This window comes from Calothrix sp. 336/3 (assembly GCF_000734895.2).
Taxonomy (GTDB): domain Bacteria; phylum Cyanobacteriota; class Cyanobacteriia; order Cyanobacteriales; family Nostocaceae; genus 336-3.
In genome coordinates this window covers 5,684,777-5,710,945 of record NZ_CP011382.1, presented here as the reverse complement: position 1 = coordinate 5,710,945, position 26,169 = coordinate 5,684,777, and the positions used below count along the sequence as shown (strand labels likewise).

The window sequence follows — 26,169 nt, the reverse complement described above, 5'->3', positions numbered from 1 at the left end:
CTCAATAAATATCGTTGAATAAATTTAGATAGTAAGATATTTATGCGACCAATTATCTGGTTAGCGAGTGTATACCTCATTCCTGGCTTTATTTTGCCCAGCTTTGCTTTAGAAGTTACTCCCACTCCTGTCGCAGCTGCTGAGTCCCATGTTTCCAAAACTATCAAGGTCAAAAAAATCGAATTTGGTGTATTTAGAGACGATAAAAATGGTAAATATACTTTTATTCCCACCAAAAAAGTTCCCTTAGAAGAGGGTATTGCCTATGGTTGGCAAATTTACCTTAAAGACTATAAGCTCAAAGAATACAAAGGTGCAGTAACTTGGCGAGAAATATTTCGTTTACCCAAACCCCCGGAAAGCTGGGGAACTGAAAATGGGGAAGATTTCTCTTTATCTAAGGATGGTAAAGAAGCAATTACTACTAGAACTGTATACGTGAAAAATGGTTTGGTGAAAAATTCCTGGAAACTTGCACCTGGTGACCCTGTGGGAAAGCACACAATTGAGGTATATATTAATGATGAGAAAATTGGTGCTTTTGAGTTTGATGTAGTTCCAGGGAAAAAACACAAGAAAGAATGAAACATTCTCCCTGTAAGCGACTTGTACCGAGGTAAGTAGAACGGGAATGGGAAGGAAGTTAAGGGGAGGGTTGATCGTTTTTGTAGAAGAGAACTTTTGCATCTTTAGCCTTTTCCCTATTCCCTATTATCAAAAATTATGCGTGTTGTTATCCAAAGAGTCAGATCATCTCAAGTCATGGTGAATGGAGAAATTATCGGTCAAATTGGGCGAGGACTCAATTTACTGGTGGGTATCGCTCATACTGACACTGAGGTGGAAGTGAATTGGATGGTGGCGAAATGCTTAGATTTAAGAATTTTTCCGGGGACAGAAAATGATGGTCGATGGCAAAAATCGATACAAGATATCCAGGGTGATTTACTGGTGGTGAGCCAGTTTACCCTCTACGGGGATTGTCGTAAAGGTCGTCGTCCTTCCTTTGATGGTTCGGCAGCCCCTATGATGGCTGAGGAGCTATATAATCTGTTTGTAGATAACCTCCGTAGCAGTGGCTTGAGGGTGGAAACTGGTAAATTTGGGGCAATGATGCAGGTGAATATTGAAAATGATGGACCTGTAACTTTAATACTAGAGAAAGAGCATAAATAAGAATTTATACTGAGATAATAAATCTGAAAAATCCTCTCAATACAGCTCTAAATGATGAGAGAATGTTAACTTGAACATTACAAAACTTTAAATTCGCCCATCATGGCAAAAATTCAATTTTCCAAAGGTATTGACGAAGACGTAATTCCCGATGTGCGTTTGACGCGATCGCGCACTGGTGAGAGTGGTACAGCAACTTTTACTTTTACTAATCCTAAAGCTCTGAGTGAAAGTAGTACAGAAGATATCACTGGTATGTACTTAATTTTCAAGGGTGGTGAGCTAGTTACCAGAGAAGTTAAGGCAAAATTTGTCAACGGGAAACCGGAAGCAATCGAAGCAGTATATCTGATGAAGTCTCCCCAGGAGTGGGAACAGTTTATGCAGTTTATGGAAGAATATGCAGAGGAGAATGATTTGGGATTTGATAAGTCATAGATGATTTATCTGGTGGGTAATAGGTAATGGGTAAACACACATAACTATACATGGTAGAGAAATTGTGGTGTGAATTTGCTTCCTGCAATTTTACTGTCGTGCTAAGAAGGAAAGTACGCGACTATTCACTGAATTTTGGTGCGTGATGACTTTCTGTTTCATATACCTCACAATTCCTAACGAGTTTTATCGTGAGCAAAGTTGAGCAATAAAATATAAACTTCTATTACCTATCACCCATTCCCGATTACCAAATCAATGAATCCCATTCCCCACGCTGATAAAATAGGAGTTACTGTCACTTGTGCAGTGCTGACTGTTAGTGATACTCGTTCTCAAGAAACAGATAAAAGTGGTCGATTGATTCAAGATTTATTACAAGCTGAGAATCATTGTATTGCGTCCTATATGATTATCCCGGATGAGCCAGTACAGATTCAGCAGCGATTGGCTTCTTTGAGTGAAAATCCTGTCATTGATGCAATCATTTTGAATGGTGGTACGGGTATTGCTCCACGGGATACAACCTATGATGCGGTGGAAAAGCTTTTAAATAAAACCTTGCCAGGATTTGGTGAGTTGTTTCGGTTTCTAAGTTATCAGGAAATTGGTTCTAGGGCGATCGCCTCTCGTGCAGTTGCTGGTGTTTATCAACAAAAATTAATTTTTTCCCTACCTGGTTCGAGTAATGCTGTACGTCTAGGGATGGAGAAACTGATTATACCAGAATTAGTCCATTTAGTGACACAGTTACGGGGATAATTTCAACTATAAGTTTTAAATTTAAACTATTCCTGTTCGCAGAGCGACTACTGCTGCTTGTACTCGATCATCCACAGACAGTTTATTCATAATTCCCCGCACATGGGTTTTGACTGTATTGGTACTGACGTAGAGTTTTTCTGCAATTTCGGGATTACTCAAACCTTCTACCATTAACTTTAATACTTCTAGTTCCCGTTCTGAGAGATGAGCAGTATTTCCTTTGGGAGAAGGTGGTTTGAGGTTATCGATTACCTTTCTAGCTATTTGCGGATCGAGATAGGTTGCACCTTCGACAGCTGCTGTGATCGCACCTATTAATCTTTCTACACTTGCGCCTTTAATGCAATAGGCATCCGCACCACTAGATAATGCAGCAATAATTTCTGTCTCTGTTTGGTGAGAAGTCAACATGACAACGTGGGTTGTCGGTAATGCTGCTTTGATTTTCTGAGTTGCGGCGATACCATCAAGACGTGGTAAACCAATGTCCATGATGATCACATCTGGTTTTAATTGTAGTGCAGCTTGGACGGCAAAATAACCATCTTCAACCTGTCCAATAATTTCTAATTGGGGATAGAGCAGCAATGAACTTTCTAAACCCAATTGCATCATTGGATCATCTTCGACAATTAATACCCTTAAAGTGAGCACTCCGGGTGGTAAATTCAAAGGATTCGTCACCTTGCTTCGCTCCGAAATTCACAAGTAATTCTTTTATTACCTACTCCTCCACACGATACCCTAACTCTGCCAACCGAATCCGCGAATGTCGCCATTTTGGTTGTACCTTGACAAATAACTCCAAATATACCTTGCCAGCGATTAATTTCTGAATTTGCTCCCGTGCTGCGCTACCTACGGATTTGAGCATAGAACCACCCTTCCCAATGAGAATACCTTTTTGGGAATCCCTTTCAACATTGATGGTTGCAATCACACGGGTGAGAGAAGGGGTTTCTTCCACTTTATCGATAGCGATCGCCACAGAATGGGGTACTTCTTCCCGTGTTAGCAGTAAAATTTGTTCCCGAATTAATTCGCCCATGATAAAACGTTCCGGTTGGTCTGTCACCAAATCCGGTGGATAATAATAGGGACCAGGTGCAAGGTTTTCAATTAAGATTTGTTGCAGATGTGGTAAACCTTCCCCAGTCTTGGCAGAAAATTTCACCGTTTGCCAGGGAGTATTTTCTGTCAGTTGTATGTAACTTTCGTCAATTTTCTCTGGATTTGGGGGTTGCCCATCAATTTTATTTAACCCCAGAATCACAGGTGTTTGACTACGATAGAGTAATTCAAAGATGTAGCGATCGCCAGCACCACAAGCACTAGTCCCATCCACTACAAATAGCACCACATCCACTGATTCAATAGCAATTTTGGCATTTTGTACCAACACTTCACCCAGTTGGTGGTGGGGTTTATGAATACCAGGAGTATCCACAAAAATCATCTGTGCTTCTGGAGTCGTCAAAATACCCCGCAGTCGGTTTCGCGTGGTTTGAGCTACGGGGGAAGTAATAGCAATTTTTTGACCAACTAAATAATTCATCAAGGTAGATTTACCGACATTCGGGCGACCGATAATTCCGATAAACCCTGACCTAAATTCAGGAGGAGCTTGGGGAATAGTTACATCTCCCAACGTAGAGAAAATGTCATTTTCTATACTATTTACTTGGGACTCCACCGTCATAACTTTTTATATCTCTGAGTTGTTGTTTTCTCTGGTGTGAGGTAAATATCAGAGAATCACCTGAGTATTGTCACTTCACACCTAAACTTAATCTACAACTAAAGTAGGAATCATTGCTAATGAGTAGGGAGTCGGGAGTCGGGAGTCGGGAGTAAGGAGTAAGGAGTAGGGAGCGGAAATAAAGCAATCATTCAATCAACGAAACGCTCACGCTGTATTAATTTTGAATTTTAGATTCACTGTTCGCGAGCATCCCGTAGGGAAAAGGGTTGACGCTGCCAAAAAATAGGAGCGAAACTAAAGGCAAAGCTTGATACACAATCGGAGGTCTTAACCATGACTTTTAGATGCCAAAACTATATCAATGGTCAATGGTTGGATGCCATAACATCAGATACTCTAGAAAGTCGTAATCCTGCGAATACGGAAGAACTTGTTGCCACCTTTCCCCGCTCCAATTCTCCAGATGTCAATGCCGCCGTCGCTGCTGCACGTCATGCTTATCAAACCTGGCGACAGATTCCAGCTCCCACCAGAGCCGAATATATATTTAAAGTCGGAGAAATTCTGACTCAGTATAAAGAAGAACTTGCCCAACTCATCAGCCAAGAAATGGGCAAACCCATAGCAGAAGCTAGGGGAGATGTCCAGGAAGGTATCGATTGCGCCTTTTATAGTGCTGGAGAGGGGCGAAGATTATACGGACAAACGACACCCTCAGAAATGCCGAATAAGTTCGCCATGACGGTACGGGTGCCCATTGGTGTCTGTGCATTAATTACACCCTGGAATTTTCCCGTAGCCATCCCCTGCTGGAAAGCAATGCCGGCTTTAGTTTGTGGGAATACTGTAATTCTTAAGCCTGCGGAAGATACCCCTGCTTGTGCAACGAAATTAATAGAAATTTTTGCCGCCGCAGGTTTCCCCCCAGGAGTGGTAAATTTAGTTCACGGAGTTGGGGAAGAAGTAGGTAAAGCCTTAGTAGAACACCCAGATGTGGATTTAGTTTCTTTCACAGGTTCTTCCCAGACGGGAGCTGAGGTGGGGGGAATTTGTGGACGTAGCCATAAGCGCGTATGTTTGGAAATGGGTGGGAAAAATGCCCAGATTGTCATGGAAGACGCGGATTTAGAATTAGCTTTAGAGGGGGCGATCTGGGGCGCATTTGGTACGACAGGGCAACGTTGTACTGCCACTAGTCGGTTAATTTTGCACCGCGATATCAAGGAAAAATTTACTCAGATGTTGCAATCACGGGCGAGTCAGTTACGATTAGGTGCAGCAATTGACCCCAATACGGAAATTGGACCGATAATTAATCACAGACAATTACAACAGGTGCGGCAGTACATAGATATTGCCCGTGAAGAGGGAGCAAAGGTGGTAATGGGTGGTGATATCGCTAGGGAGGGAGAACTAGGAAAAGGTTATTTCTTCTTACCGACGATTTTGGATGGGGTGACTCCAGGGATGCGAGTTGCTCAGGAAGAAATTTTTGGTCCCGTAGTTGCTGTAATGGAAGTTAATGATTTTGCCGAGGCGATCGCCATCATTAACAATACAAATTATGGATTATCTTCTTCTATATATACCCGCGACATTAATCGTGCTTTTGCCGCAATCCGGGATATTGAAGCCGGAATCACCTATATCAATGGTCCGACAATTGGTGCAGAAGTGCATTTACCCTTTGGGGGTGTGAAACGAACGGGTAATGGACACCGAGAAGCGGGAAGCACTGCTTTAGATATCTTTACCGAGTGGAAGACAGTATATGTAGACTTTTCTGGCAGTTTACAACGAGCACAAATTGATAATCGGAGTTAGAAAAAGAGGCAACAAAAAATACTTTTACTCCCATGTCCCTTCCCTCCCCTTCTCCTGCCAAAAGTATGCCGCGTTTTCTGAGTTTTATCCCTAGGGTGTCTTGGAAGGCGATCGCCCTACTATCTCTCATCCTTTCCTTCTCTTTCCCTGTACAATCCCTTACCAGTAATTCCCCTCCATCTCAGTACAAAGTTGCTCAGGGTATGTTGATGAAAAATAATCAACCCTACGTGGGGCGTGGAGTTAATGCTATGCACACCTTTGGTGGTAGCAGTCAGGATATGCAGGGGTGGGGATTAGATATGGTGCGTGAGTTTATCGGTAACTTTCGTGACAACCCCATCCAAGGAGAAGATGCTATCCAGACAGAGGAGGGAGTCTGGTTGCACCCGCTACAAAAAATTGTCCAGGAAAATCGTGCCCACGGCAAAGTAACAATTCTCTGTCCCTTTGGTTGGGATGGCAGCAGGAAAACAAAATTTCTTGGTCGCAATCCATCACAAACAGAATGGTGGCAAGATTATCAGAAACGCTATCGAGAGGTTGCTCAATACTTCCAGAATCAGCCTGATGTTTGGTTTGAGGTTTGGAATGAACCCTATGATTGGCAAGGTTTAAACGGTTATTCGGATGCTCTGTGGTTACAAGATATGCAGACAATGGTAGACAATATCCGTAGTATCGCAGCCACCAATATTATTCTGGTTCCAGGTGCAGAGACTGGACAAGACGAAAGGGTAATTTTACAGCGAGGGGCAGAGTTATTAAAAAATCGTATCAACATTGCCTTTGATATTCACGCCTACGAAAAATGGTTGTGGCAACCCCAGGAAATCATGGAAGAACGTATACAACGGCTGCAACAAGGAGGTTTTGTCGTATTATTTGGTGAGGTTGCCCCTCTGAATGCCTCTGAATTGATGAATCCTAGGGTTTTTCTGCAAGCTGCCCAAAAAATGGGTGTAAGCGTTTGTGCTTGGTTGTGGAAGTATGATGGTAGCGATACCAATGCCCTTTTAACTGCGGATGGTATACCGAATGATAGTAATAATAATTTCTGGGGTAGTACCTACAAGACTTTTGCCCTTTCTCCACGAAATACGCAAAATCTTCAACCAGAAGCGAGGAAATAATTTCTATTTATCTCAGCATCAGGTCGGTATGCTTCATTTACCAGTTATTTTGACTACAAATAAGCGGGCAAGACTTCGGCGTGAGTTAACTCGAACATTGCCCGCACTCCATACATATTTATCAGGCTTGGCTTTTTGCTAAAATCTATTTGATATTTGCCTTGGTATCTTTAACAGCAGCAAAGAACAATAATACTGTCAGAGGAATGCTCAAAGCCAGAATGATGGCTGTTGTTTGAGTGCCTAAATCTGGTGTTCCAGAAGAGAGTTCAAAAATCGAACCCACCGCTGCGATCGCCGTAATACAGGCAGCACCCAGAAAGATGCCACTTTTTGGTGTCATGTACATAACTACGTATTCTCCCTAGGTGACTGGTTTGACTGCTTGTTGAGAAAAGCCATTCTTTGATAACTCCTGTGCCAAAGCCAGGGAATTTTCGACGCGATCGACAAAAACAACACCGTTTAGGTGATCCATTTCGTGTTGAATGCAACGCGATAGCAACCCATCGGCTTTCAAAGTCCGAGGGCGACCATATTCATCTTTATAGGCAATTTCTAATACATCTTGACGCTTGACATCCATATAAACACCAGGAATGCTCAAGCAACCCTCTTGGGCAACGCAGACTTCACCAGCCAATTGTTTGATACTGGGGTTGATCAAAACTAGGGGAGGGTTAGCAGGGTTATCCGGTTCGATATCGATAACGATTAATTGCTTATTAATCCCGACTTGGGGCGCTGCCAGACCAATGCCATCATTACTATACATAGTTTGTAGCATCTGTCGTACGATTTCCCTGATTTCCTCATCAACTTTTGCTATGCGTTTAGCCGGTTGACGCAGGACGCGATCGCCTAAAAAATGCAACTCCAAGGGTGGCTTTTTTAATTTTTTCTTTTCAACCGCAATTTCCGAAGGCATGGTCTTCTGATTCACCTATCTGGATTTGAAATGATTCCGCTTTACCCCATCTTAGCAACGAACGGCGAGTGCTGTATCTTTAGGTCGGAGCCGATAAATAGAATTAGGGAAAGAGGACAGAGAACCGGGAACAGTTGGATATTGGGCGTGATTTTACGCATTTTCAAAAACTATATGTTAAAAATGAGTGGTCTATACTACTTAGATAACTTACTCATTACATATTAATGGCAGGATGGCTTGAAAACCTCTCTTGTCGCTATCATATCTCACAAGAAAAGTCAAATATGACTGATACAGAGACCCCTAAACTCAAGCTCATGGTAATAGATGATGAGCCAGATAACCTAGAACTACTCTATAGAACATTTAGACGGGATTTTCAGGTATTCAAAGCGACTCACGCTCGAACTGCCCTTGACATCCTAGAGAAAGAGGGGGAAATGGCTGTAATCATTACAGACCAGCGAATGCCTGAAATGAATGGTACTGAATTTTTGGGTCTGACAGTAGAGCGTTTTCCTGATACCATCCGGATTTTGCTGACTGGTTTTACCGATGTCGAAGATTTAGTAGATGCCATCAACGCTGGTCAGGTGTTTAAATATATCACCAAGCCATGGAAGCCAGAGAATCTCAAGCTGATTGTGGATCAGGCTGCTGATACCTATCGGGTGGTAAAGAAACGCATCCACGAACTACAACGTACCCTGCGGCGAGAGTCGTTATTCAATGGGATGACTACAGCAATTCGTGGTTCCCTCGATTACCACAGTATGCTGGAAAACATCGTAGATACGATTGGTAAGTCCTTTGATGCCAGCTATTGCCTGATTCGACCAGTGGATGGCGATCGCCTGACACCAGAATCTTTCTTTTATGAAAATAGTAAAAATATATACAATTTATCAATTGATACTACTCCCTTAATTGAGAAGGTTTTAGCTAGCCATGAATATCAAATTAGTAGTAGTCATCACGAAAATAGCTGTCATCAAATAGCTATACCACTTACCTATCAACAACACTTGTTGGCAATTTTATATGTTTGTCACCAAGGAAGCGATCGCCAGTGGCAAGAAGAAGAAATTCAACTGATGACTGGGGTTGCAGAACAAGCTGCTCTTGCCCTTTCCCAGGCAAAACTCTATCAACGTCTACAGGAAAAACAACAACAAATTCATGCAGAACTAGAGGTAGCTCGTCAAATTCAAAATAATTTGCTGCGCCAAGTTCTACCAGAAGTTCCTGAAGTCAGAATTCAAGCTTGTTGCTATCCTGCTCGTGAGGTAGGAGGAGATTTTTTTGAAGTCTTTGCTCACCCTAAAGGTGACTTATGGTTGGCAGTGGGAGATGTTTCTGGTAAGGGTGTTCCTGCTGCTTTATTTATGGCAAGTGCGATTTCTGTCTTGCGACGGGAGCTTTCCCAAGAAACTCCGGCAATGCCAAATGTACTTATGCAAAATCTGAACCATGCTCTAGGTGAGGATTTGATTAGCAATAATTGCTTTATCACTCTGTTTATCGCCCGATACACCCCTACCACCAAAGAGCTAGTTTATGCTAATGCTGGTCATATCTATCCAATTATTTGGTCGCCTCTAGGTGAGACCATCAGTGAACCAAATTACTTAAAAGTGCGTGGTATTCCTTTGGGCATCCTAACACAATGGCAAGCTAAATTTGGTCAGGTATCTCTGAATTCTGGAGATATTTTGTTGTTAGCAAGTGATGGTATCACGGAAGCAATGGTAGTCAAAACAACAGATACATCGGATGCATCTCAGGGCAATACTGATTGTGCGAAACCTTCGATGTTGAACTCTGAAGGTTTATGGCAACTCTTAAAACAAGAACCAAAGCCCTTATCACTTGACCATTTACTAGCACGTATCCAAGCTGATAACCATACCCAAGAAGATGACCAAACTATACTCTCACTGGAGGTTTTATAAGCAATGAAAAGTGAGCTTCACGTACCAAGTGACTTGAAGTTTTTAACCATTGTCGAAAATTGGTTACTCGGATGTTTGGAAGTGCAACTCAAAGAATCTACAGACTGGTCAAAACAAGTCGGTAGACTGCGCTTAGCGCTAGTAGAAGCCTATTCAAATGTTGTTCGCCATGCCCATAAGGAACAGCCCTATTTGCCAGTTTTGATTCGTTTAGAACTCAAAGAACGAGATTTGGCGATCGAAATTTGGGATCGTGGTGAAGGTTATGATACCTCTGACTATGCACCGCCAAGTCCTGTGGAAAAACAGGAAGGTGGTTATGGTTGGTTAATTATTAATCGCCTGATGGATAAAGTTGAGTATCAGTTACAAGTTGATGGTGGGAATTGTTTGAAACTGGAACTAACTTTTCCTGAGGGGAAAAAGAGTGCTGAATAATTAAGTGTGAAATATATCTGATTACTTTCAGCCACAATTAAGAGTCAGGGGAATTAAATCTGAAAATTCATCACCCACTGACTCTTGGAAACAATTTATATCTGGATTTTAGTAGTAAATCTTACCACCACCCCATTTGTCGCCGACAATCTTGGGTTGCAGGAGGATATGTCCTGCGATCGCTTCCAAGTCTTTGTCGGTTAAGTTGCGCATTTCGGTGAAAATGTCTGCACTCTTTGTACTAGGATGCAATTCCGAAATTTCTTCCTCTCCATCATAGGTGGTGGGATTTTTCATGTAATCCACCAAGCTGTTGATATTATTGCGAGGGGGAGTTGCTAAAGCCAAGGTTTCTGGGTCTAATCCAACGTTTTGGTTGGTTTTGGTGACACCACCTGCATGACATTGGGCACAAGCAAATTGAAATAATTGTTTACCTTCTTTAACCTGTTTTAGACTCAGGACAATATTGTCACCCTTATCGTTTAATTTTACGCTACGGGTTGTTTCGTCCAGTTCTACCGCAGAGGCACTATTGACTACGAACTGAAACGTCAGTAGTACAGTAGCGACAAAAATGCCAATAAATCTTCTTAACATCTTTCCCCTTTAAAGATTTTGATGCTCAACACAGCTAAGGATGCGACACTTAATCTCTAACTAGTTTCACAGCCATATTTTTGCTCTAGGAGCAAGCTGAAAGTTGGATTTTGCCTAGAACACTCCACTTCGCCCTGGAAACGCATTTTAGACAAGATTTAGGAAATAATTGCCTTTGTATCCTCCAGCGTTCAGTTGGTCAATGGGTGTTGATAGGTAATATCCAGGCGATCGCCACAACAAAGCAGCATCACTACATTGACTCTGTAGCTAGTCACCCTGATGGCGCTCAAAATTTCGCTGAAATCGATACAGCTGTTTCACTGGACATTTAGTAGATTAAGTCGCTGTTATACAAATATCATGTATAGAGTGCAATTTGTCCTTCAATTAACAACTTTCAGCACTCTGGAAACAAGGTATGGTCAAGCTGTACTGAGGAAAGAGTAGTCTGATTAGCCCCAGAGTGGAGAACTGTCGGTGGGAACACCAAACTAGAAGAGTTGCCTTTGGCTGAGGATTTATGATTGACATGCCTCGATAATCTTTTGATGTCAATCTCTGAGTCACACCGCCATTAGCCCCGATGCAATATTCACATAACTATATATTTATCCAACAAAAAACAACAACACCCAAGCATCTACTGAATGAGTTATTTCCTCTTATTGTTCATTCTAGCCAGGGATGTACTTTCACACTCACATCATCTGTGAAGCAGTAACAGCGCCCCCTGATTTACGATAGCTGAGGAAATATCAAGTTTCGAGTTGGGTGTTGTTGTTTTTTGTTTAAACGAGACAGATTTAAATGTAACAGCGTTTTTACCTCTTCAATTTTGGACTTTACAATCTAGCTGCTTTATCTGCCAGGGAAGCTTTTATTTAGCTTCAATTATTAGAATAACATTGTTTTTTTGAGAGGAATATTTTTGCAATGAAACTTTACTTAAAAAGAGCTTTTTGTCTGTTTCAAGATTAACTAAATCATAGTTCATATTGGATGATATTTCGCAATTTTTTGTTGCATTTTTGCGATTAAATATTGAGATAATTATTAACTTTTGTAATATTCATATTTAGCTGCGGTGGTAGAGCTTTGGTCAGTGTGGGGTCAAGGTGCTGATATTTCAGGCAAGCATTGGCAATCACCTCCTTGGGCAGTCAATATGGTTGATTTTAGTTGTAGTACTTGCCTGAAGAAAGAGAGGTCAAACAGAATTAGCGACTGACAATCCCTGACCATTGAACTTTTTTGAGTTTTTCCCGACGGTAGGAAAAGAAATATTCTGGACTTTGAAAAGTGCAATAGGGGGCGATCGCTATTTGTTCTTGACTAATCCCTAAGCCTTCCATCTGTAAAGCATTGACTCGCCGCACATCCAAACGTAACCTGTCAGGATGAGGGTCGGGAAGAATGGGAGAATCGGGCAAAGATTCCAATGCTGCCAACAGTAAATTTGCATCATCTTGTGGTATAATACTGGCTCCAACTTCCAAAGCGGTTTGAGTAGAAACTTGATAAACTTCTGGGGCGATCGCTGGACCAAGAGCAATCCGCAAATTTTCTAGCTTGCTTCCAGTCGTGAGCAAACGGTGAATTGCCTGGGGAATAATTTTCCTTGCGGTTCCTCGCCAACCAGCATGAACTGCCGCAACTTGCCCAGTAACGATATCCCCAATCAACGCCGGGGTACAATCAGCAGAAGCGACCCAGACAGCTTGCAAAGATGTTTCACTCATTAAACCGTCCCCCTCTGCCAGCTTGACTTCTTCAGTATTTTCTGAATTTTCAGAATTAGCTAATAAATTAGTAATTTCCCTGGGTGTCAGCACCGTATTGCCATGTACCTGCTTCAAACGGTATCCTAAAGCCTCTGGATGCAATATCTTCGTCAATTCCTCCGGAGGACGCAACCAAAACTGCTGTGTAAAAAAACCATGGGTAAAGTCTTCTAAAATGCTGCAAGTTAGGTAGGGCATCCCTTCCCAATTTTGCCATTGCCAAGTATGGAGCATGGTAATACAGGAACAGTAACTGCGGTACTTAAGATAACAGGAATTGGAGATAGGGAATAGGTAATGGGTAGTAGAGGGCAGGAATAGGAAGAATTCACACCCTCAAGACAAGAAAAATTGCAACTTTTGGTGGACTCTGTGGGATTAAATCGAGACAAATTAGAATTGGCGTTACAAAAAGAATCGAAGTCTACTCACATACCATTTTCTCTACATATACTAGAGACTGTTGATTCTACAAACAAAGCACTGTGGTCATATCTAGCCGCAGGAGCGAAAACTGGAACTGTTGTGATTGCGACTCAGCAAACTGCGGGGCGGGGACAATGGGGACGACAGTGGGTTTCCCCAGGTGGGGGACTATATCTTTCTGTGGCATTACAAACGGAAATTGCTGCCAGTAATAGCTATCAACTTACCTTTGCTACAGCTTGGGGAATCGCCCAGGGATTAAGACAGCAGGGAGTACCAGTGGGGATAAAATGGCCCAATGATTTGGTGATTAATCAGCGTAAGTTAGGCGGTATTCTCACAGAAACCAAGATACAACAGGGTAAGATTACTCAAGCGGTGATTGGTGTCGGGATTAATTGGGATAATCAAGTGCCAGAAACAGGAATTAGCTTACAAAGCTGGCAAAGGGCAAACAATTCCCACCAGATTCCGGATTTAGAAAGTCTGGCAGCAAAAGTTTTATGGGGAATAGAGTCCGGTATACAGTGTTTTTTCCAAGAAGGTGTGAATATATTAATGTCGCACTATCTAGAGTTACTGATTAATATTGGCGATCGCGTTGCTGTCAATGAAGAATCAGGGACTGTAGTTGGTGTTAATCCTCAAGGAGAATTATGTGTGCGTATGGATACGCCCCAATTTAAAAAATTAATCACATCAGAAATTTGCCTTCAGCCCGGTACAATCAGTTTGGGTTATAAAAACAGTGTTGATTCAGGAAGGGAGAAAGGAGAAGGTTTGTTCTGTAAATTAACTGAATAACCATTCCCTGTTTCCTCGGGTTCATTTCCCAATCTCAAATCTAAAGCCTAAAATTGATGCCTCTTAGCCAAATTTTTAAGTAACTTTCAAATTTGGACTGAGAAAACACAGAGATAATTTGTTTAAGCTAATTCACACAACACCAGAGAACCAATGACGCAGCGCCAAAACTCTGACAAAGATCGCCCACCTCAACCATGGCACAAAAGCTTACCAGCCCAAAGTCTCTGTCTCTTGGGTAGTGTCAGTCTCCTCGGTAGCAGTGGTTTGGTTGTTGCCCAAGCAGAATCCGCGATCGACAATATTGTGCCCACGGCGGAACAAAATTCTGTCACCGCTCCTGTTAAAAAAGATACTGTGGAACGGGTACGCACTACTGCTGCGCCAGAACCTAGTGCCAAACAGCCAGAATTTTCCCAACGTCGTACCAGACTTAGCCAAAAACTACGGCGCAAACCGCAGGTTGCCCAAGTTAAAAATTCCACACCGGAAACTTTGACTCGTGTGAGGAATTGGCGGCAACAGGTAGAAATTTCTCAACCCAAGGTCGAAAGCTCAGAAAATTCCATTTCCCAAGAGAAACCGCAGGTAGAAATTAACACACCTACATCCAGGCAGGATTCTCCAGAAAAATTACCAACCGTAGCCCAACCTTCTGGAAATAACTCCAGCAATAGCACCGCAGGTAAACCCAAGGATTACAACAATACCTATATTGACCCTACAGACTATAGTGCAGAGAATCCTGGTAAATACCAAGCTCCTGATTCTGTAGTTGTCACGGAACGGAATAGCAATTGTCGTGCGGTTTTAGGGCAGGGTGTGGCTAGTAATTCCTGTGTGAAAACACCTGTTGCTACTGAGAAAAAAGCTACTCCTACTTGGCTACGGAATAGTCAATTAGCAAATATCGCCAATGCTGGTTCTAATTCCACTATGAGAAGGAATGGCACTTGGCAGGGAACAAGGGTGATTCCTAATGGTGTTTCGCGGGCGATCGCCTGGAATTCTCGCTTAGGAAATAGTCCTGTCTCCAAGAGCAGCTATAATCCCAACCGTTTTATTCCTACTCCCAGCAATTTTTATCCCACAACAACCGTTAGTGCGACACCCCTAGCTCCCACTGCGGGAACCCTCTCTGCTCCCATAACAGAGGAAGGTTTTACTCCCCGTGCTAGTACTGTTGCCTATAACATTCCCTTAGCTAGTACCTTACCCCGGATTGCCTATGCTGGCAGAGTACCTTACAGTGGCTCCGGTTTAATGTATCCCTTGAGTGTTGCTTCACCCATTACCTCCTTATTTGGTTGGCGAACTCATCCGATTACTGGCGATCGCCGCTTCCATGCTGGTATCGATATTGGTGCTGCCATGGGTACACCCGTTCTAGCTGCCTACACAGGTCAGGTGGAAATCGCTGATTGGGTCGGTGGTTACGGGATGACGGTAGTTCTCAACCACAATAATGCTCAACAAACCCTCTACGGTCACATGTCCGCCATTTTTGTCCAACCAGGGCAATGGGTAGAAAAAGGAACTGTCATTGGGCAAGTTGGTAGCACAGGTAATTCAACAGGACCCCATTTACACTTTGAAGTCCGTCAGCTAACTCCTCAAGGTTGGGTAGCAGTTGACCCCGGAGTGGAATTAAATTCTGCCCTAAGTCAAATGTTGCAACCTGTTCCCACAACCCAAGCTTTACGGCAACCGGGTTCTTAGATATCTAAGCAATCATCTTTTAATCTTCCCTAGGGCGAACAAATGTTCGCTCTTTTTTTACGAGATTAATCAAACCGTAAACACAAAATGTAGAGACATGATACATCGCGTCTCTCACTCACAATCGATACTGATAATAAGTTTGACTGGCGGCACGGTGAACCAGAGAATGTCGCCATACCAAGGATTTGAGGTCATCTGCATAACCTCCACCAATGACACAAGCAACGGGAAAACCTGCGGCAACACAAGTACCTAGAACCTGCATTTCTCGGCGAAAAATTCCCTCATCTGTCAGAGCTAATTTACCGAGGCGATCGCCGATATGGGGGTCAACACCAGCATCATATAATACTAAGTCTGGCTTAATATCCGTAAGTAAATCAGGTAAATACTTCGCCAGGGTTTGCAAATAACTATCATCTTCCATTCCCTCCGGTAGGGGAATATCCAAATCACTTTGTTGTTTAGTTCCAGGAAAATTGACTTCACAATGCATGGAAAAGGTGAAGACGCTGGCATCATTTTGGAAAATAAAAGCCGTACCATCTCCTTGATGCACATCCAAATCCACAATTAAAATCCGCTGTACCAACCCTAATTTTTGTAAGACTCGACAGGCGATCGCCAAATCATTAAAAATACAAAAACCAGAGCCATAACTCGGAAAAGCATGATGGGTTCCCCCCGCAGTATTGCAAGCTAAACCCTGCTTGAGGGCTAATTTTGCCGTGAGAATTGTTCCCCCTACCGCAATACAAGTACGATGAGCTAAAGCTGGACTCCAGGGTAAACCAATGCGCCGTTGTGCTTTATAATCAAGGGTTCCTTGACAATATGCTTGTACATATTCCGGGATGTGGACTAATTCAATTAATTCCCGCATTGGAACTTCTGGAGCGTGAAATTGTTCAATTGTGGCAACACCATCAAGTAACAGTAACTCATATAATTGCCGGAATTTTGCCATGGGGAAGCGATGTCCCTCAGGTAAAGGAGCTACATAATCGGGATGATAAATAATCGGCAAGTCCATGGATAACTATTAGCTGATTTGGCAATCATTCGCTATTCTAAAACAGGGTGCTATAGCAAATCGTCTATCTATTTTCCACTACATATTCCCTAAAAAACAAGATAGATGATGATTATCAAACGAAAAAGTCCAAATATCAATGGTGTTTCCCATTAACGATTTCGAGTTGATTATGATGCAGTTTATTCTTCCTACAAGCTTTATCTTCCTTGGCTTGTTCACCGGAATTATTGGTGAAAAAGTCGTCATCAAAAAGCTGAAAAAGTTTGTTGTTGGCAAACAGATACCAGGAAACCAGATTATTTTTCGCGCTCTCCATCGCATGACTTTTATCTGGTTAAGTTTAGGTGGTTGTTTTGCTGCGATTCTCAGTTATCCCCTCAAGGAAAATCTGGAAGACGTTCTCAAGCGCGTTATTACCATAGTTTTTCTTTATTCGGTGACTCTTGTTTGCGCTCGACTAGCTGCGGGTTTTGTCACTTTATTTCTGCAAAAATCAGAAGGCGTTTCTGCTTCTCTACTCTCGAATTTAGCTAAAATTGCTATTATTATTTTAGGAACCCTGATTATTCTGCAAACCATGGGTGTCCAGGTGACAGCAATAGTTACAACTCTAGGAGTGGGGGGTTTAGCTGTTGGTTTGGCACTGCAAGATACCCTAGCTAATTTATTTGCGGGATTTTATTTAATTATTTCCAAACAGGTACGCACTGGAGACTACATCAAATTAGATGGTGCCCATGAAGGCTACGTGATTGATATTTCCTGGAGGAATACTATTATCAAGGAATTATCAAATAATGTGGTAATTATTCCCAATTCTAAATTGAGTACGGCAATTTTCACTAATTACAATCTGCCCGTCAAAGAAGTAACTGTGACTGTGGAATTGGGAGTTGCTTATGATAGCGATTTAGAGAAAGTCGAGAAAATTACTGTGGCGATCGCCCAGGAGGTAATGCAAGAAGTTTCCCCAGAACAGATGGAGTATGAACCCTTTATCAGATTTCATCGGTTCGGTGATTCTAGTATTGATTTCACCTTGTTTATGCGAGTTAATGAATTTTTTGATCAACGTTTAGCCAAGCATTTATTTGTCAAAAAATTGCATAAGCGTTATATCGAAGAAGGAATTAAAATTCCCTATCCCATCCAGAATATTTATTTACACAAAAATGGTAAGGGGAATGGCAATGGTAACATCAATACCCTGACTGAAGTTTAGCAATACGGCAAGAAATTTCAATTTTTCATGTACAAGTCTATAATTTCGCTGGTCTAAAAACTAGAAATCAGAGACTAAATCTCTAAATTTAATCTCTGATTCTGATTAGGTAATTATCTATCAGTAATTATTAGTGATAATTACTTTTTGTTTCCAGGAGTTCTTCCTGTTTCATCATTGCTGCCACCATGGGGACGAGAATTTCCAGGGTCACATCCTTCGGAACCATTACCAATACCCTGGTTACAATGGCGACGAGTTTTGGTCTCGTTTTCTTCCTCTACTGCTGCTTGTTCTGCACTTTTACCGACAGTATATTCTGAGGAAATATCAGTAACTGTGCCTGTACTGACCAAAGCTTTGTAGATTAAGGCACTGACTTCAGCTCGTGTGGCAACTTTTCCAGGGTTTAAAGATTGGACGTTGGGATAGTTGACTACTATACCTCGTTCGGTGAGAGCAGCGATCGCACTACGAACATCACTACGTATACTCGTAGCATCTGTATAGGCTGTTAAAATCCTCTCAGTTGAACCCGTGACGGTATAATTTAGTCCTTTTGCTAGTGCTATCAACACTTCTAGGCGGGATAACTCTTGAGTCGGTTTAAACTCACTATCTATAATTCCTAAAAAGCCCATTTCATAGGCTTCACGGATAGCACTATAAGCCCAGAAATTGCTGCTCACATCCTTAAATTTCAAGGCATTGCGGACTTTTACTTTCTCAAACGCTTGACTCAACATTGCCGCAAATTGGGCACGGTTTACTTGTTCATCAGGACGAAAAGTGCCATTGGGGAAACCCTCGATAATTTCTAATGCTGCCAATTCTGCGATAAAGTCTTGTGCCCAGTGGTTACTTGCCACATCGGAAAATTTAACTTGGATATTACGGGCTACTCCTACTTCCCGATATGCCATCATCAATTGACTAACATCAAAGCTGGAATCACTATCCACTTCTTTGATTTGTACTAATTGTCCAGGTACTGCTTGTAATGCTGCTGCTTGGGTAGAACTGAAAATACTCATTGATTTTCGGACTACAGCATATTTACCCTGAGTAAAAGAATTGGGATAAACGCTTTTCGTTGCAACTGCGGACACCCCTGCAACTTGAAACTGACTAATATTAATTTGTCGAGAACTGCTTAGGAAAGTCACCTGGCGATCGCCAACGGTGGAGCTTAGCCCATTATCCACCTGAGTAAAATAGTCGTAGGTTGTACTACCTGTATCCACATTGCCGTCAAAGTTAGCATCAGCACCATAAACAGTACGTACAACTTTGTATTGTGAAGGATTTTCTGACAAAATTAAGTTAACAGCACTATTGGTTTGTAAACATTCAAATTCACTGTAGCCAAGAAAGCGATTTTCTAAATCGTACAGACGAACTACTACTCTGTCTCCAGATTTCAGACCTTTAACAAATTTTGCCTTTTGCTGAATTTTATATTTGTAGTCACCAATGAATCTTTCTTTAAAGTATCCTTGATTACGTTTACCCTTAATAGATACACGGGCAATAACTTCTGAAAGATTACCAGCCGGTTGCCAAATAGCAAGAGTAAAGCCTGATTTATTATTTTTACTAGTGACTGTGGCTGCACTCACCTGGGTACTACGTTGAGCAGTAAGAGAACTCCACAAAAAAGATGATCCAGTGGTTATGCTGGTTTAGCAAAAACTTCCACAAACCATTTTCTGAGATTGGGAAGACGATAAATCTGTTTTTCGACTTCCGCCATCGCTTTGTTTGTCAGCTTAACCCCAGTAGAATAGACTTTTTCAACTAGAGTCACCACTGGATTTTGTCCTTTAAAGGTAAGGGTTTTAGCGAAATTCAGTACCGCTTCAACAGTGTCAACTAAACTACCATTCCAATGCTGCTCTAACCAGCCAAAACAACGCTCCACTGGATTATATTTGCTATGATAAGGGGGATAATAAGCAAGTTGCAATGACAGTTTAGACGATGTAGCAAAGTCAATAATGCGCTTCATGAATTGGGTACGACGGGAATGATTTTCTGGTCCATTATCTTGATTAATTACCAGTTTTTGAATGTGAGTAAATCGATGTTTAATGCTTTGCCACCAGCTTTCAACTATGTCAACAATACAATCAGCAGTCAATTTTGAAGAAACGAAAAATAGAAATAATTCGTTGTATTCAGGTAAAAAAATTCCGTAGGGAATAAGGGTTGTTTCTGGAGCAAAATCATGGTCTAGGGAGATAGTCGGTACGCGAGTTTTTCCACCTCTGTCAAATTCTCCAACTTTAACTGCCACCTTCGCATCAATGGAGATTCGCAGAGTATGAGGATCATTATCAGCTTCAGTATTGATTTGCTCGACTTGTTCAAAAATGGCTTCTGTTTCTGGAATCTTCTTGGTAGGCTTAGTTTTAAGAACTCGTTTTAAGGTATAACCCAAATCATTCAATCGTCGTCGAATTGTCTCTGATGAAGGTAGTTCTTCGTCACTATAACCACATTGTTCAATTAGCTGACGACGTACTTCACTTGCAGTCATGCGTGTATATAAACGGATACTTTTAAAGCTGGGGTCAGTTTGGCTTTGTGGGTCTACTAAAGATTTAATATCCGACAACAAGTTTGGTAATTTTGTTTCCACCCGCCTACGTCCACTACGCTCGAAACCATCAATAAAAGGCTGACCACTCTCTAACTCCTGCATCCCTTTACGGATAGTGCGTCTATTCCACCCCAATTCACGTTCTACTAAAGTCTGTCCACCTATTCCCAACCCTTTGACCACTTCTGCCATGAATTGTCGTCGGTCGCTTCCCTTGAGTTTTTTCGCTGTTTTGATGTAAAGAGATTTTAGATTTTCGGTGAGTTGAATGATAGATTTTGGAGACATGAGGTAGGCTGCACACTGAAATTATCTTTCTCTCATCATAGGATCAATCATTCTGTGGAGGTCTCTAACAGTTTGTCTTTTTTGAATCTGAGTACTGACTCGTTGAGTGGTGATTTGTCTTCTTACCATTGTAGTGCTGGCAATTTTTGTAGACTCTTCGTCCAGTTTTGCCATACTTCCAGATTCATCTGTCCGGTATACCCAAGTTTGTTGTGCATCTGTCACTGTGACACGCCAACCAGTTATAGTTGCCATGGTACACAATCCACTAGTTTTTAGACCTAGACAACCATCAGACCAAGTTTCTTTTTCTGCTTTGACAACTTGTAAAGCAGATGCTTCTACTCCTTCACGTTCGGATATATCTTGGACAACAGAGTTTTTAACTTCTTCAGGGAGGATATCACTGGGATTTTCACTGTCATTTGCAATCAACAGTTGACTGGGGGGATTTGCTAGTTCAGTTTTGGTGGTAGAGAATCCTGATGCTGCTAATGCTGAGGTAGTTGGTGAAACCATGGCAACATAGGCAGTTGCAAACAATATTTTGCTGAAGTCAGCCAATTTACTGTTATCTTTGTTTTTCATCTCACACCTTACTGAATTTAATAGGAACTAGAAGCGATACAACATCTTCTTTTTCTATTAATCCCCGCAAGACAACAAAACTAACAAAAAACTGGATGGTGAATTAAAATTTTTTTAACTCATCACCCATTTAGACATAGGAACTCCAGAAATGAAGTATCGATAGAATTACATAGACAAAGTTATGGATAAAATCCTAACTTTGGTAAGCCTAATGTCTCATCCCAACCCATCATCAGATTCATGCACTGAACAGCTTGTCCTGCTTGTCCTTTGATTAAATTATCAATGACTGACATGACAATTACACGCCCAGTACGCTGGTCTACTTCGATACCGATGTAACACAAATTACTTCCACACGCCCATTTTGTTTGGGGATAAGTACCTGCTTCGCAAATTTTTACCCAGGGAGAGTTACGATAAAAAGCTCGGTAGATAGTAATTAAATCATCTCTAACTAAGCCGGGGTCACGTAACTTTGCATACACAGTTGCTAAGATACCTCGTACCATTGGAATCAGGTGAGGTGTAAATTGGACAGTAATTTCGTGCCCTGCTAACTGACTACAAATCTGCTCAATTTCCGGGGTGTGACGGTGACGAGCAACACCATAGGCAGAGAGGGAATTCGATGCTTCTGCTAGCAACATATTAATTTTTCCTTCCCTGCCACCGCCAGAAGTCCCCGACTTGGCATCAATGATGGCGGTTTCCGGTACGATTAACCCTTGTTTTAATAGGGGTGAGAGGGCAAGTAAACTGGCAGTAGGATAGCAACCAGGACAACCAATGAGTTGTGACTCAGCAATGCGATCGCGGTACAATTCCGGTAAACCATAAACGGCGATCGCTGCCGTATCTACATCCTCACGTTCTTTGTCATACCAAGCGGTATAAGTAGCCAGATTCGTAAATCGATAATCTGCACTTAAGTCTAAAACTTTACATCCCTTTGCTAAAAGCTGGGGAGCTAATTGACAAGCTAATCCATTGGGTACAGAAAGAAACACAACTTCTGCTCGGTGGGCAATTACCTCTGGATCTACTTTCTCCACAGTTAAATCCACTGCATGGTGCAAGTGAGGATAGATACTACTAAATTCTTTCCCTGCACTACTGTCACCACCGAGATACACTACTTCTACTTCTGGATGATCCATCAGCAGTCGCACCAACTGAACCCCGCCATAGCCTGACGCGCCAACTATTGCAACAGGTACGCGCCTATAATTACCCATGATTATCAAATCCTTACTTGTCTGGAATCATTCACTGTAAATCAACAAAGTAGATAGATATGAACTTGATTGAAAATTACAACTAATACCAATTTGAAAAAACAATACGACACATGGACAAAACCCCTCCCCATAGACCTATCCATTACCCGGATCTTTCGCAACATTTACGAGAGTATTCACTCACGCTTTTTCTAACCCTGATTCCTTCGTCGTCAATTCTCAATAAAAATCCTATTTTAGTGAGAATAGTAAGAAGCAATCTGTCAAGTATGCCTGACACCTCAGCGTTTAAGATGACTACAGAACAAGGGTTTCAGAATTGTTAAGAAAGATGTGACTAATGGGTAGCCCATAGACGCGGAGCAGCTTCTCGCAGAGTACCCTCCCCGAAATCGGGGAGGGTGCCCGATAGGGCGGGTGGGGTATCTGTCGTAAACATTTTTTGAATCGGTATAACTAACTCATTTCAGCTATGGGTAAATCCCAATCACCTGGATGAAAAAGGATATCAGTCATTGAGTTTTCAGTACTTGGTAATAGATGAGACTTCTTGCAAAAGTCAGAGAAGGATTTTTCACTCTGTACTCTTTTCCTTGGATTGGCAAAATTACTTTTATAAGAGTTCTATTAATCACCTATTGTACTGTTATCTCTTTCTTGCTACTTTTTTCTTACAGGCTATTCACTATCGAAAATAAAAATATTTCGTAGTGGTACTAGAGGGAACAAAGTTCTTAATTCTAGGTTTGATAGATTGTCTCTTGAATTTGCTTTAACCATACCTGAGCCATGAGTCATAGGTAATTTTCTTCAGTTATTTTATTTACATCAATCTACTAACCAGCAAAAAACTGGCTGTTGACTCTTTGCTGCACTAAATTAAACCTCATCCATCTTGAAACTTGGAGTTATTGATTAATTCTCCTGGGTCATGGTGACTAAAGGAGCAATTGCAAAAACATTGCTTCCCAAGTTTTCGAGTTAGGCGAGATTTAAGTACTAAAACCCAATTTTAGATGAATGGTGAAGAATGTAGACACATCCGACAACCCTCGCAGAAAGAATTTTCGACAAAACGGGTGAGGGATATGCTGTTTCTTCAATCTTTACCTTTGTCAGAATCACATATTTTGTCAAATCTCAGGTGAGGATTATTCCCAGCATTTACTAAAAGCGGTACAATTAAAGAGAAAAGAATGTTAAAAAAAATTACGCCTGGTAGCTAATAATTCTCTGTGTCGCAGTCCAAGTCTACCTCTCAACCAGTATTTAAGTTTGATTCGATTGAAGTTGCCCTTGCAGAACTGAAAGCAGGTCGTGTCATCGTGGTAGTAGATGACGAGAACCGCGAAAACGAAGGCGATTTGATTGGCGCAGCTCAGTTTGTCACCCCTGACATGATTAATTTTATGGCAGTGGAAGCTCGTGGGCTAATTTGTCTAGCGATGACTGGCGATCGCCTGGATGAATTAGACTTACCTTTGATGGTGACTAACATTACTGACCCGAACCAGACAGCTTTTACCGTCAGTATTGACGCTAGTCCCCAGTTGGGTGTCTCCACGGGTATTTCTGCCGACGATCGCGCACGCACGATTCAAATTGCCCTGAACCCCCACACCAAACCAGAGGATTTGCGTCGTCCTGGTCATATTTTCCCCCTCAGAGCTAGGGAAGGGGGCGTTCTCAAGCGTGCAGGACATACGGAAGCGGCAGTAGATTTATCCCGACTTGCTGGTTTATACCCCGCAGGAATTATCTGTGAAATTCAAAACCAAGACGGTTCCATGGCACGTTTACCCCAGCTGGTAGAATATGCCCAACGCCATGACCTCAAAATTATTAGTATTGCCGATTTAATTAGTTACCGCCTGAAATATGACCGCTTAGTTGTTCGTGATGCCGTCACTAAGTTACCCTCAAAATTCGGTCAATTTTCTATCTACGGCTACCGTCATACAGTTAATAATACGGAACACGTAGCCATTGTCAAAGGCGACCCCAGCACTTTTAAAGATGAGCCTGTCATGGTGCGAATGCATTCGGAATGCTTGACTGGTGATGCTTTAGGCTCCCTACGTTGTGACTGCCGTATGCAGTTAGAAAGTGCCCTCAAAATGATTGAGAGTGCCGGTAAGGGTGTCGTCGTATACCTGCGCCAGGAAGGACGAGGAATTGGTTTAATTAATAAACTCAAGGCATATTCCCTGCAAGATATGGGCTTGGATACGGTGGAAGCAAACGAGCGTCTAGGTTTTCCTGCTGACCTACGAGACTATGGTATGGGGGCACAAATCCTCATGGATTTAGGGGTACATCAAATACGTTTGATTACCAATAATCCTCGTAAAATTGCTGGTTTGAAGGGTTATGACCTAGAGGTGGTAGACCGAGTACCCCTATTAATTGAAGCAAACGACTACAACACCTACTATTTAACAACTAAAGCCAATAAACTTGGTCATATGTTGCTACAAACCTATTTGGTGAGTGTAGCAATTCAATGGCAAGATGACCCCCAGGGGGTGACAGAGCGCTACGAACGCTTGGAAAAATTACGCCATTTAGCTAAGATGCATGATTTACTACTACGAGAAGATGCTCGACCCTTAGCGAATGCAGTCTTTGATAATCCATCCTTGGCAGTACATCTAGGTTTTGACCAAGCAGATATGGCAGCAGAGGACTGGTATCAACAAGCAGACCATCCCTACGTAAAAGCCGTAGGAGAGATTTTAGATGGGATGATGACTTTACCCTATGTACAGAAATTAGAATTCTTGATTTCTGGGGGTAGTGACCCTTTGAGTCATTTACAGGTGCAGTGCGATCGCTCTACCTTCCCTGAGGGTACTTTGCCTTCTAGTATTTGCTGCCAGCAGTTACAAACACAAACAATTTACAGTTTTGGTAAGTAATTTCCCTTGCTACCAAAAACTTTCACTCAGCAAAACTTCTATCTCATCGCTGAATTGCCATTTTTCCGGAAAAGTAGTCGTGGGGTAATCTTCTCGCACCTCCAATAGCGCACTTTCCCAGACAGGAGAAAAATTTTCTTGGAGATAGTTTTTCAAACTGGGTGATTGCTTGAGCATCCTTTTTATTTGTTTGCGTTGCTCCCTGATAGTCACTTCCCATCCACGATAGTCATTTGTGGATTCTACATAGATACGTTTGAGTAGGTGAGTTAGCAAAACTTCTAAGCGACTTTCTAGTTCTCGTTTATCCCGTCCTGACAACCCTTGTATCTCCTCAATCAAACAATCAATGTCAATATCATCAAACTGACCATTTTTGAGCTTTACAACGGTATCATCCAACCAAGCAACAAGATCTTGCTCATATAAGCTTTTTTGAGACTGCATTTGAGTCATTAGGCTATTCTGAGGTCTTTGATATTATATTATCGTGAAATCTCTACAATGTATTGCGATATGACACAAGTTTCAGTTAGCGAAACTTAGTACCAGTTGTAGTTAAGGATAATTGTAGGT

General features: G+C 41.9%; 25 protein-coding genes. 13 read left to right on the top strand and 12 right to left on the bottom strand.

Annotation, left to right across the window (positions count from 1 at the left end):
* The first annotated feature begins 42 nt into the window (after nt 1-42).
* From IJ00_RS23840 to IJ00_RS23825, 4 genes are all read left to right on the top strand, one after another.
* Nucleotides 43-585: a hypothetical protein gene (locus tag IJ00_RS23840; RefSeq protein WP_035157493.1), complete on the top strand. Its 543-nt coding sequence runs from the start codon at nt 43-45 to the stop codon at nt 583-585.
* Between the two features lie 138 nt (nt 586-723).
* Entirely contained in the window at nt 724-1,176 is a 453-nt protein-coding gene (gene dtd / locus IJ00_RS23835; RefSeq protein WP_035157492.1) for a D-aminoacyl-tRNA deacylase, read from the top strand.
* 102 nt (nt 1,177-1,278) lie between these two features.
* Nucleotides 1,279-1,614, top strand: coding sequence for a photosystem II reaction center protein Psb28 (gene psb28, locus IJ00_RS23830; protein WP_035157490.1), 336 nt, complete (start codon nt 1,279-1,281; stop codon nt 1,612-1,614).
* 258 nt (nt 1,615-1,872) lie between these two features.
* Entirely contained in the window at nt 1,873-2,376 is a 504-nt protein-coding gene (locus IJ00_RS23825) for a molybdenum cofactor biosynthesis protein B (RefSeq protein WP_035157489.1), read from the top strand.
* Nucleotides 2,377-2,397: 21 nt separating this feature from the next.
* Here the strand turns inward: IJ00_RS23825 and IJ00_RS23820 are convergent, their stop codons facing one another.
* Both IJ00_RS23820 and era read right to left on the bottom strand, forming a co-directional pair.
* Nucleotides 2,398-3,063, bottom strand: coding sequence for a response regulator transcription factor (locus IJ00_RS23820; RefSeq protein WP_035157485.1), 666 nt, complete (start codon nt 3,061-3,063; stop codon nt 2,398-2,400).
* 40 nt (nt 3,064-3,103) lie between these two features.
* The gene (gene era, locus IJ00_RS23815; protein WP_035157483.1) at nt 3,104-4,078 is read right to left on the bottom strand and encodes a GTPase Era; all 975 of its coding nucleotides are present in this window, start codon (nt 4,076-4,078) and stop codon (nt 3,104-3,106) included.
* Nucleotides 4,079-4,414: 336 nt separating this feature from the next.
* On the opposite strand from era, the gene IJ00_RS23810 reads away from it, so the two are divergent.
* Nucleotides 4,415-5,905, top strand: a complete 1,491-nt coding sequence (locus IJ00_RS23810) for an aldehyde dehydrogenase family protein (RefSeq protein ID WP_035157481.1) — start codon at nt 4,415-4,417, stop codon at nt 5,903-5,905.
* A gap of 32 nt (nt 5,906-5,937) precedes the next feature.
* The gene (locus tag IJ00_RS23805; protein ID WP_046814906.1) at nt 5,938-7,038 is read left to right on the top strand and encodes a cellulase family glycosylhydrolase; all 1,101 of its coding nucleotides are present in this window, start codon (nt 5,938-5,940) and stop codon (nt 7,036-7,038) included.
* A gap of 145 nt (nt 7,039-7,183) precedes the next feature.
* Here the strand turns inward: IJ00_RS23805 and IJ00_RS23800 are convergent, their stop codons facing one another.
* Nucleotides 7,184-7,387: a hypothetical protein gene (locus IJ00_RS23800; RefSeq protein ID WP_035157479.1), complete on the bottom strand. Its 204-nt coding sequence runs from the start codon at nt 7,385-7,387 to the stop codon at nt 7,184-7,186.
* 15 nt (nt 7,388-7,402) lie between these two features.
* Complete coding sequence (def, locus tag IJ00_RS23795) at nt 7,403-7,966, bottom strand: peptide deformylase (protein ID WP_035157475.1); 564 nt, start codon at nt 7,964-7,966, stop codon at nt 7,403-7,405.
* Between the two features lie 287 nt (nt 7,967-8,253).
* Between def and IJ00_RS23790 the strand changes: the two genes are divergently transcribed.
* Together IJ00_RS23790 and IJ00_RS23785 are read left to right on the top strand one after the other, a co-directional pair.
* Nucleotides 8,254-9,921: a SpoIIE family protein phosphatase gene (locus tag IJ00_RS23790; protein WP_035157473.1), complete on the top strand. Its 1,668-nt coding sequence runs from the start codon at nt 8,254-8,256 to the stop codon at nt 9,919-9,921.
* Between the two features lie 3 nt (nt 9,922-9,924).
* On the top strand, nt 9,925-10,359 hold the full coding sequence (locus IJ00_RS23785; RefSeq protein WP_035157471.1) for an anti-sigma regulatory factor: 435 nt from the start codon (nt 9,925-9,927) through the stop codon (nt 10,357-10,359).
* Between the two features lie 108 nt (nt 10,360-10,467).
* On the opposite strand, the gene psbV is transcribed toward IJ00_RS23785, so the two are convergent.
* The gene (gene psbV, locus IJ00_RS23780; RefSeq protein ID WP_035157464.1) at nt 10,468-10,959 is read right to left on the bottom strand and encodes a photosystem II cytochrome c-550; all 492 of its coding nucleotides are present in this window, start codon (nt 10,957-10,959) and stop codon (nt 10,468-10,470) included.
* Nucleotides 10,960-11,069: 110 nt separating this feature from the next.
* Between psbV and IJ00_RS28520 the strand changes: the two genes are divergently transcribed.
* The gene (locus tag IJ00_RS28520) at nt 11,070-11,294 is read left to right on the top strand and encodes a hypothetical protein (RefSeq protein ID WP_144416077.1); all 225 of its coding nucleotides are present in this window, start codon (nt 11,070-11,072) and stop codon (nt 11,292-11,294) included.
* 885 nt (nt 11,295-12,179) lie between these two features.
* Here IJ00_RS28520 and pgeF read toward each other — a convergent pair.
* Nucleotides 12,180-12,977 (bottom strand): peptidoglycan editing factor PgeF, encoded by a 798-nt coding sequence (gene pgeF, locus IJ00_RS23775; RefSeq protein ID WP_035157462.1) that lies wholly within the window; start codon nt 12,975-12,977, stop codon nt 12,180-12,182.
* A gap of 138 nt (nt 12,978-13,115) precedes the next feature.
* On the opposite strand from pgeF, the gene IJ00_RS23770 reads away from it, so the two are divergent.
* A complete protein-coding gene (locus IJ00_RS23770) occupies nt 13,116-13,973 on the top strand; it encodes a biotin--[acetyl-CoA-carboxylase] ligase (protein WP_046815057.1) in 858 nt (285 codons plus the stop codon).
* A 153-nt stretch (nt 13,974-14,126) separates the two neighbouring features.
* Nucleotides 14,127-15,692: a M23 family metallopeptidase gene (locus IJ00_RS23765; RefSeq protein ID WP_035157460.1), complete on the top strand. Its 1,566-nt coding sequence runs from the start codon at nt 14,127-14,129 to the stop codon at nt 15,690-15,692.
* A gap of 118 nt (nt 15,693-15,810) precedes the next feature.
* Here the strand turns inward: IJ00_RS23765 and IJ00_RS23760 are convergent, their stop codons facing one another.
* Nucleotides 15,811-16,728: a histone deacetylase gene (locus IJ00_RS23760; protein WP_035157458.1), complete on the bottom strand. Its 918-nt coding sequence runs from the start codon at nt 16,726-16,728 to the stop codon at nt 15,811-15,813.
* A gap of 172 nt (nt 16,729-16,900) precedes the next feature.
* Between IJ00_RS23760 and IJ00_RS23755 the strand changes: the two genes are divergently transcribed.
* Nucleotides 16,901-17,953, top strand: a complete 1,053-nt coding sequence (locus IJ00_RS23755; RefSeq protein WP_035159534.1) for a mechanosensitive ion channel family protein — start codon at nt 16,901-16,903, stop codon at nt 17,951-17,953.
* Nucleotides 17,954-18,093: 140 nt separating this feature from the next.
* Here the strand turns inward: IJ00_RS23755 and IJ00_RS23750 are convergent, their stop codons facing one another.
* The 4 genes from IJ00_RS23750 to argC form a co-directional block, all read right to left on the bottom strand.
* Nucleotides 18,094-19,608, bottom strand: a complete 1,515-nt coding sequence (locus IJ00_RS23750; protein ID WP_052754527.1) for an S-layer homology domain-containing protein — start codon at nt 19,606-19,608, stop codon at nt 18,094-18,096.
* Between the two features lie 17 nt (nt 19,609-19,625).
* Nucleotides 19,626-20,825 (bottom strand): ISAzo13 family transposase, encoded by a 1,200-nt coding sequence (locus tag IJ00_RS23745; protein ID WP_082127446.1) that lies wholly within the window; start codon nt 20,823-20,825, stop codon nt 19,626-19,628.
* A gap of 39 nt (nt 20,826-20,864) precedes the next feature.
* Nucleotides 20,865-21,431 (bottom strand): hypothetical protein, encoded by a 567-nt coding sequence (locus tag IJ00_RS27265; RefSeq protein WP_052754526.1) that lies wholly within the window; start codon nt 21,429-21,431, stop codon nt 20,865-20,867.
* 182 nt (nt 21,432-21,613) lie between these two features.
* Nucleotides 21,614-22,672, bottom strand: a complete 1,059-nt coding sequence (gene argC / locus IJ00_RS23735; protein WP_035157456.1) for an N-acetyl-gamma-glutamyl-phosphate reductase — start codon at nt 22,670-22,672, stop codon at nt 21,614-21,616.
* Nucleotides 22,673-23,910: 1,238 nt separating this feature from the next.
* On the opposite strand from argC, the gene ribBA reads away from it, so the two are divergent.
* Nucleotides 23,911-25,593, top strand: coding sequence for a bifunctional 3,4-dihydroxy-2-butanone-4-phosphate synthase/GTP cyclohydrolase II (gene ribBA, locus IJ00_RS23730; RefSeq protein WP_035157454.1), 1,683 nt, complete (start codon nt 23,911-23,913; stop codon nt 25,591-25,593).
* Nucleotides 25,594-25,602: 9 nt separating this feature from the next.
* On the opposite strand, the gene IJ00_RS23725 is transcribed toward ribBA, so the two are convergent.
* Complete coding sequence (locus IJ00_RS23725) at nt 25,603-26,049, bottom strand: DUF29 domain-containing protein (RefSeq protein ID WP_035157451.1); 447 nt, start codon at nt 26,047-26,049, stop codon at nt 25,603-25,605.
* Between the last annotated feature and the right edge of the window lie 120 nt (nt 26,050-26,169).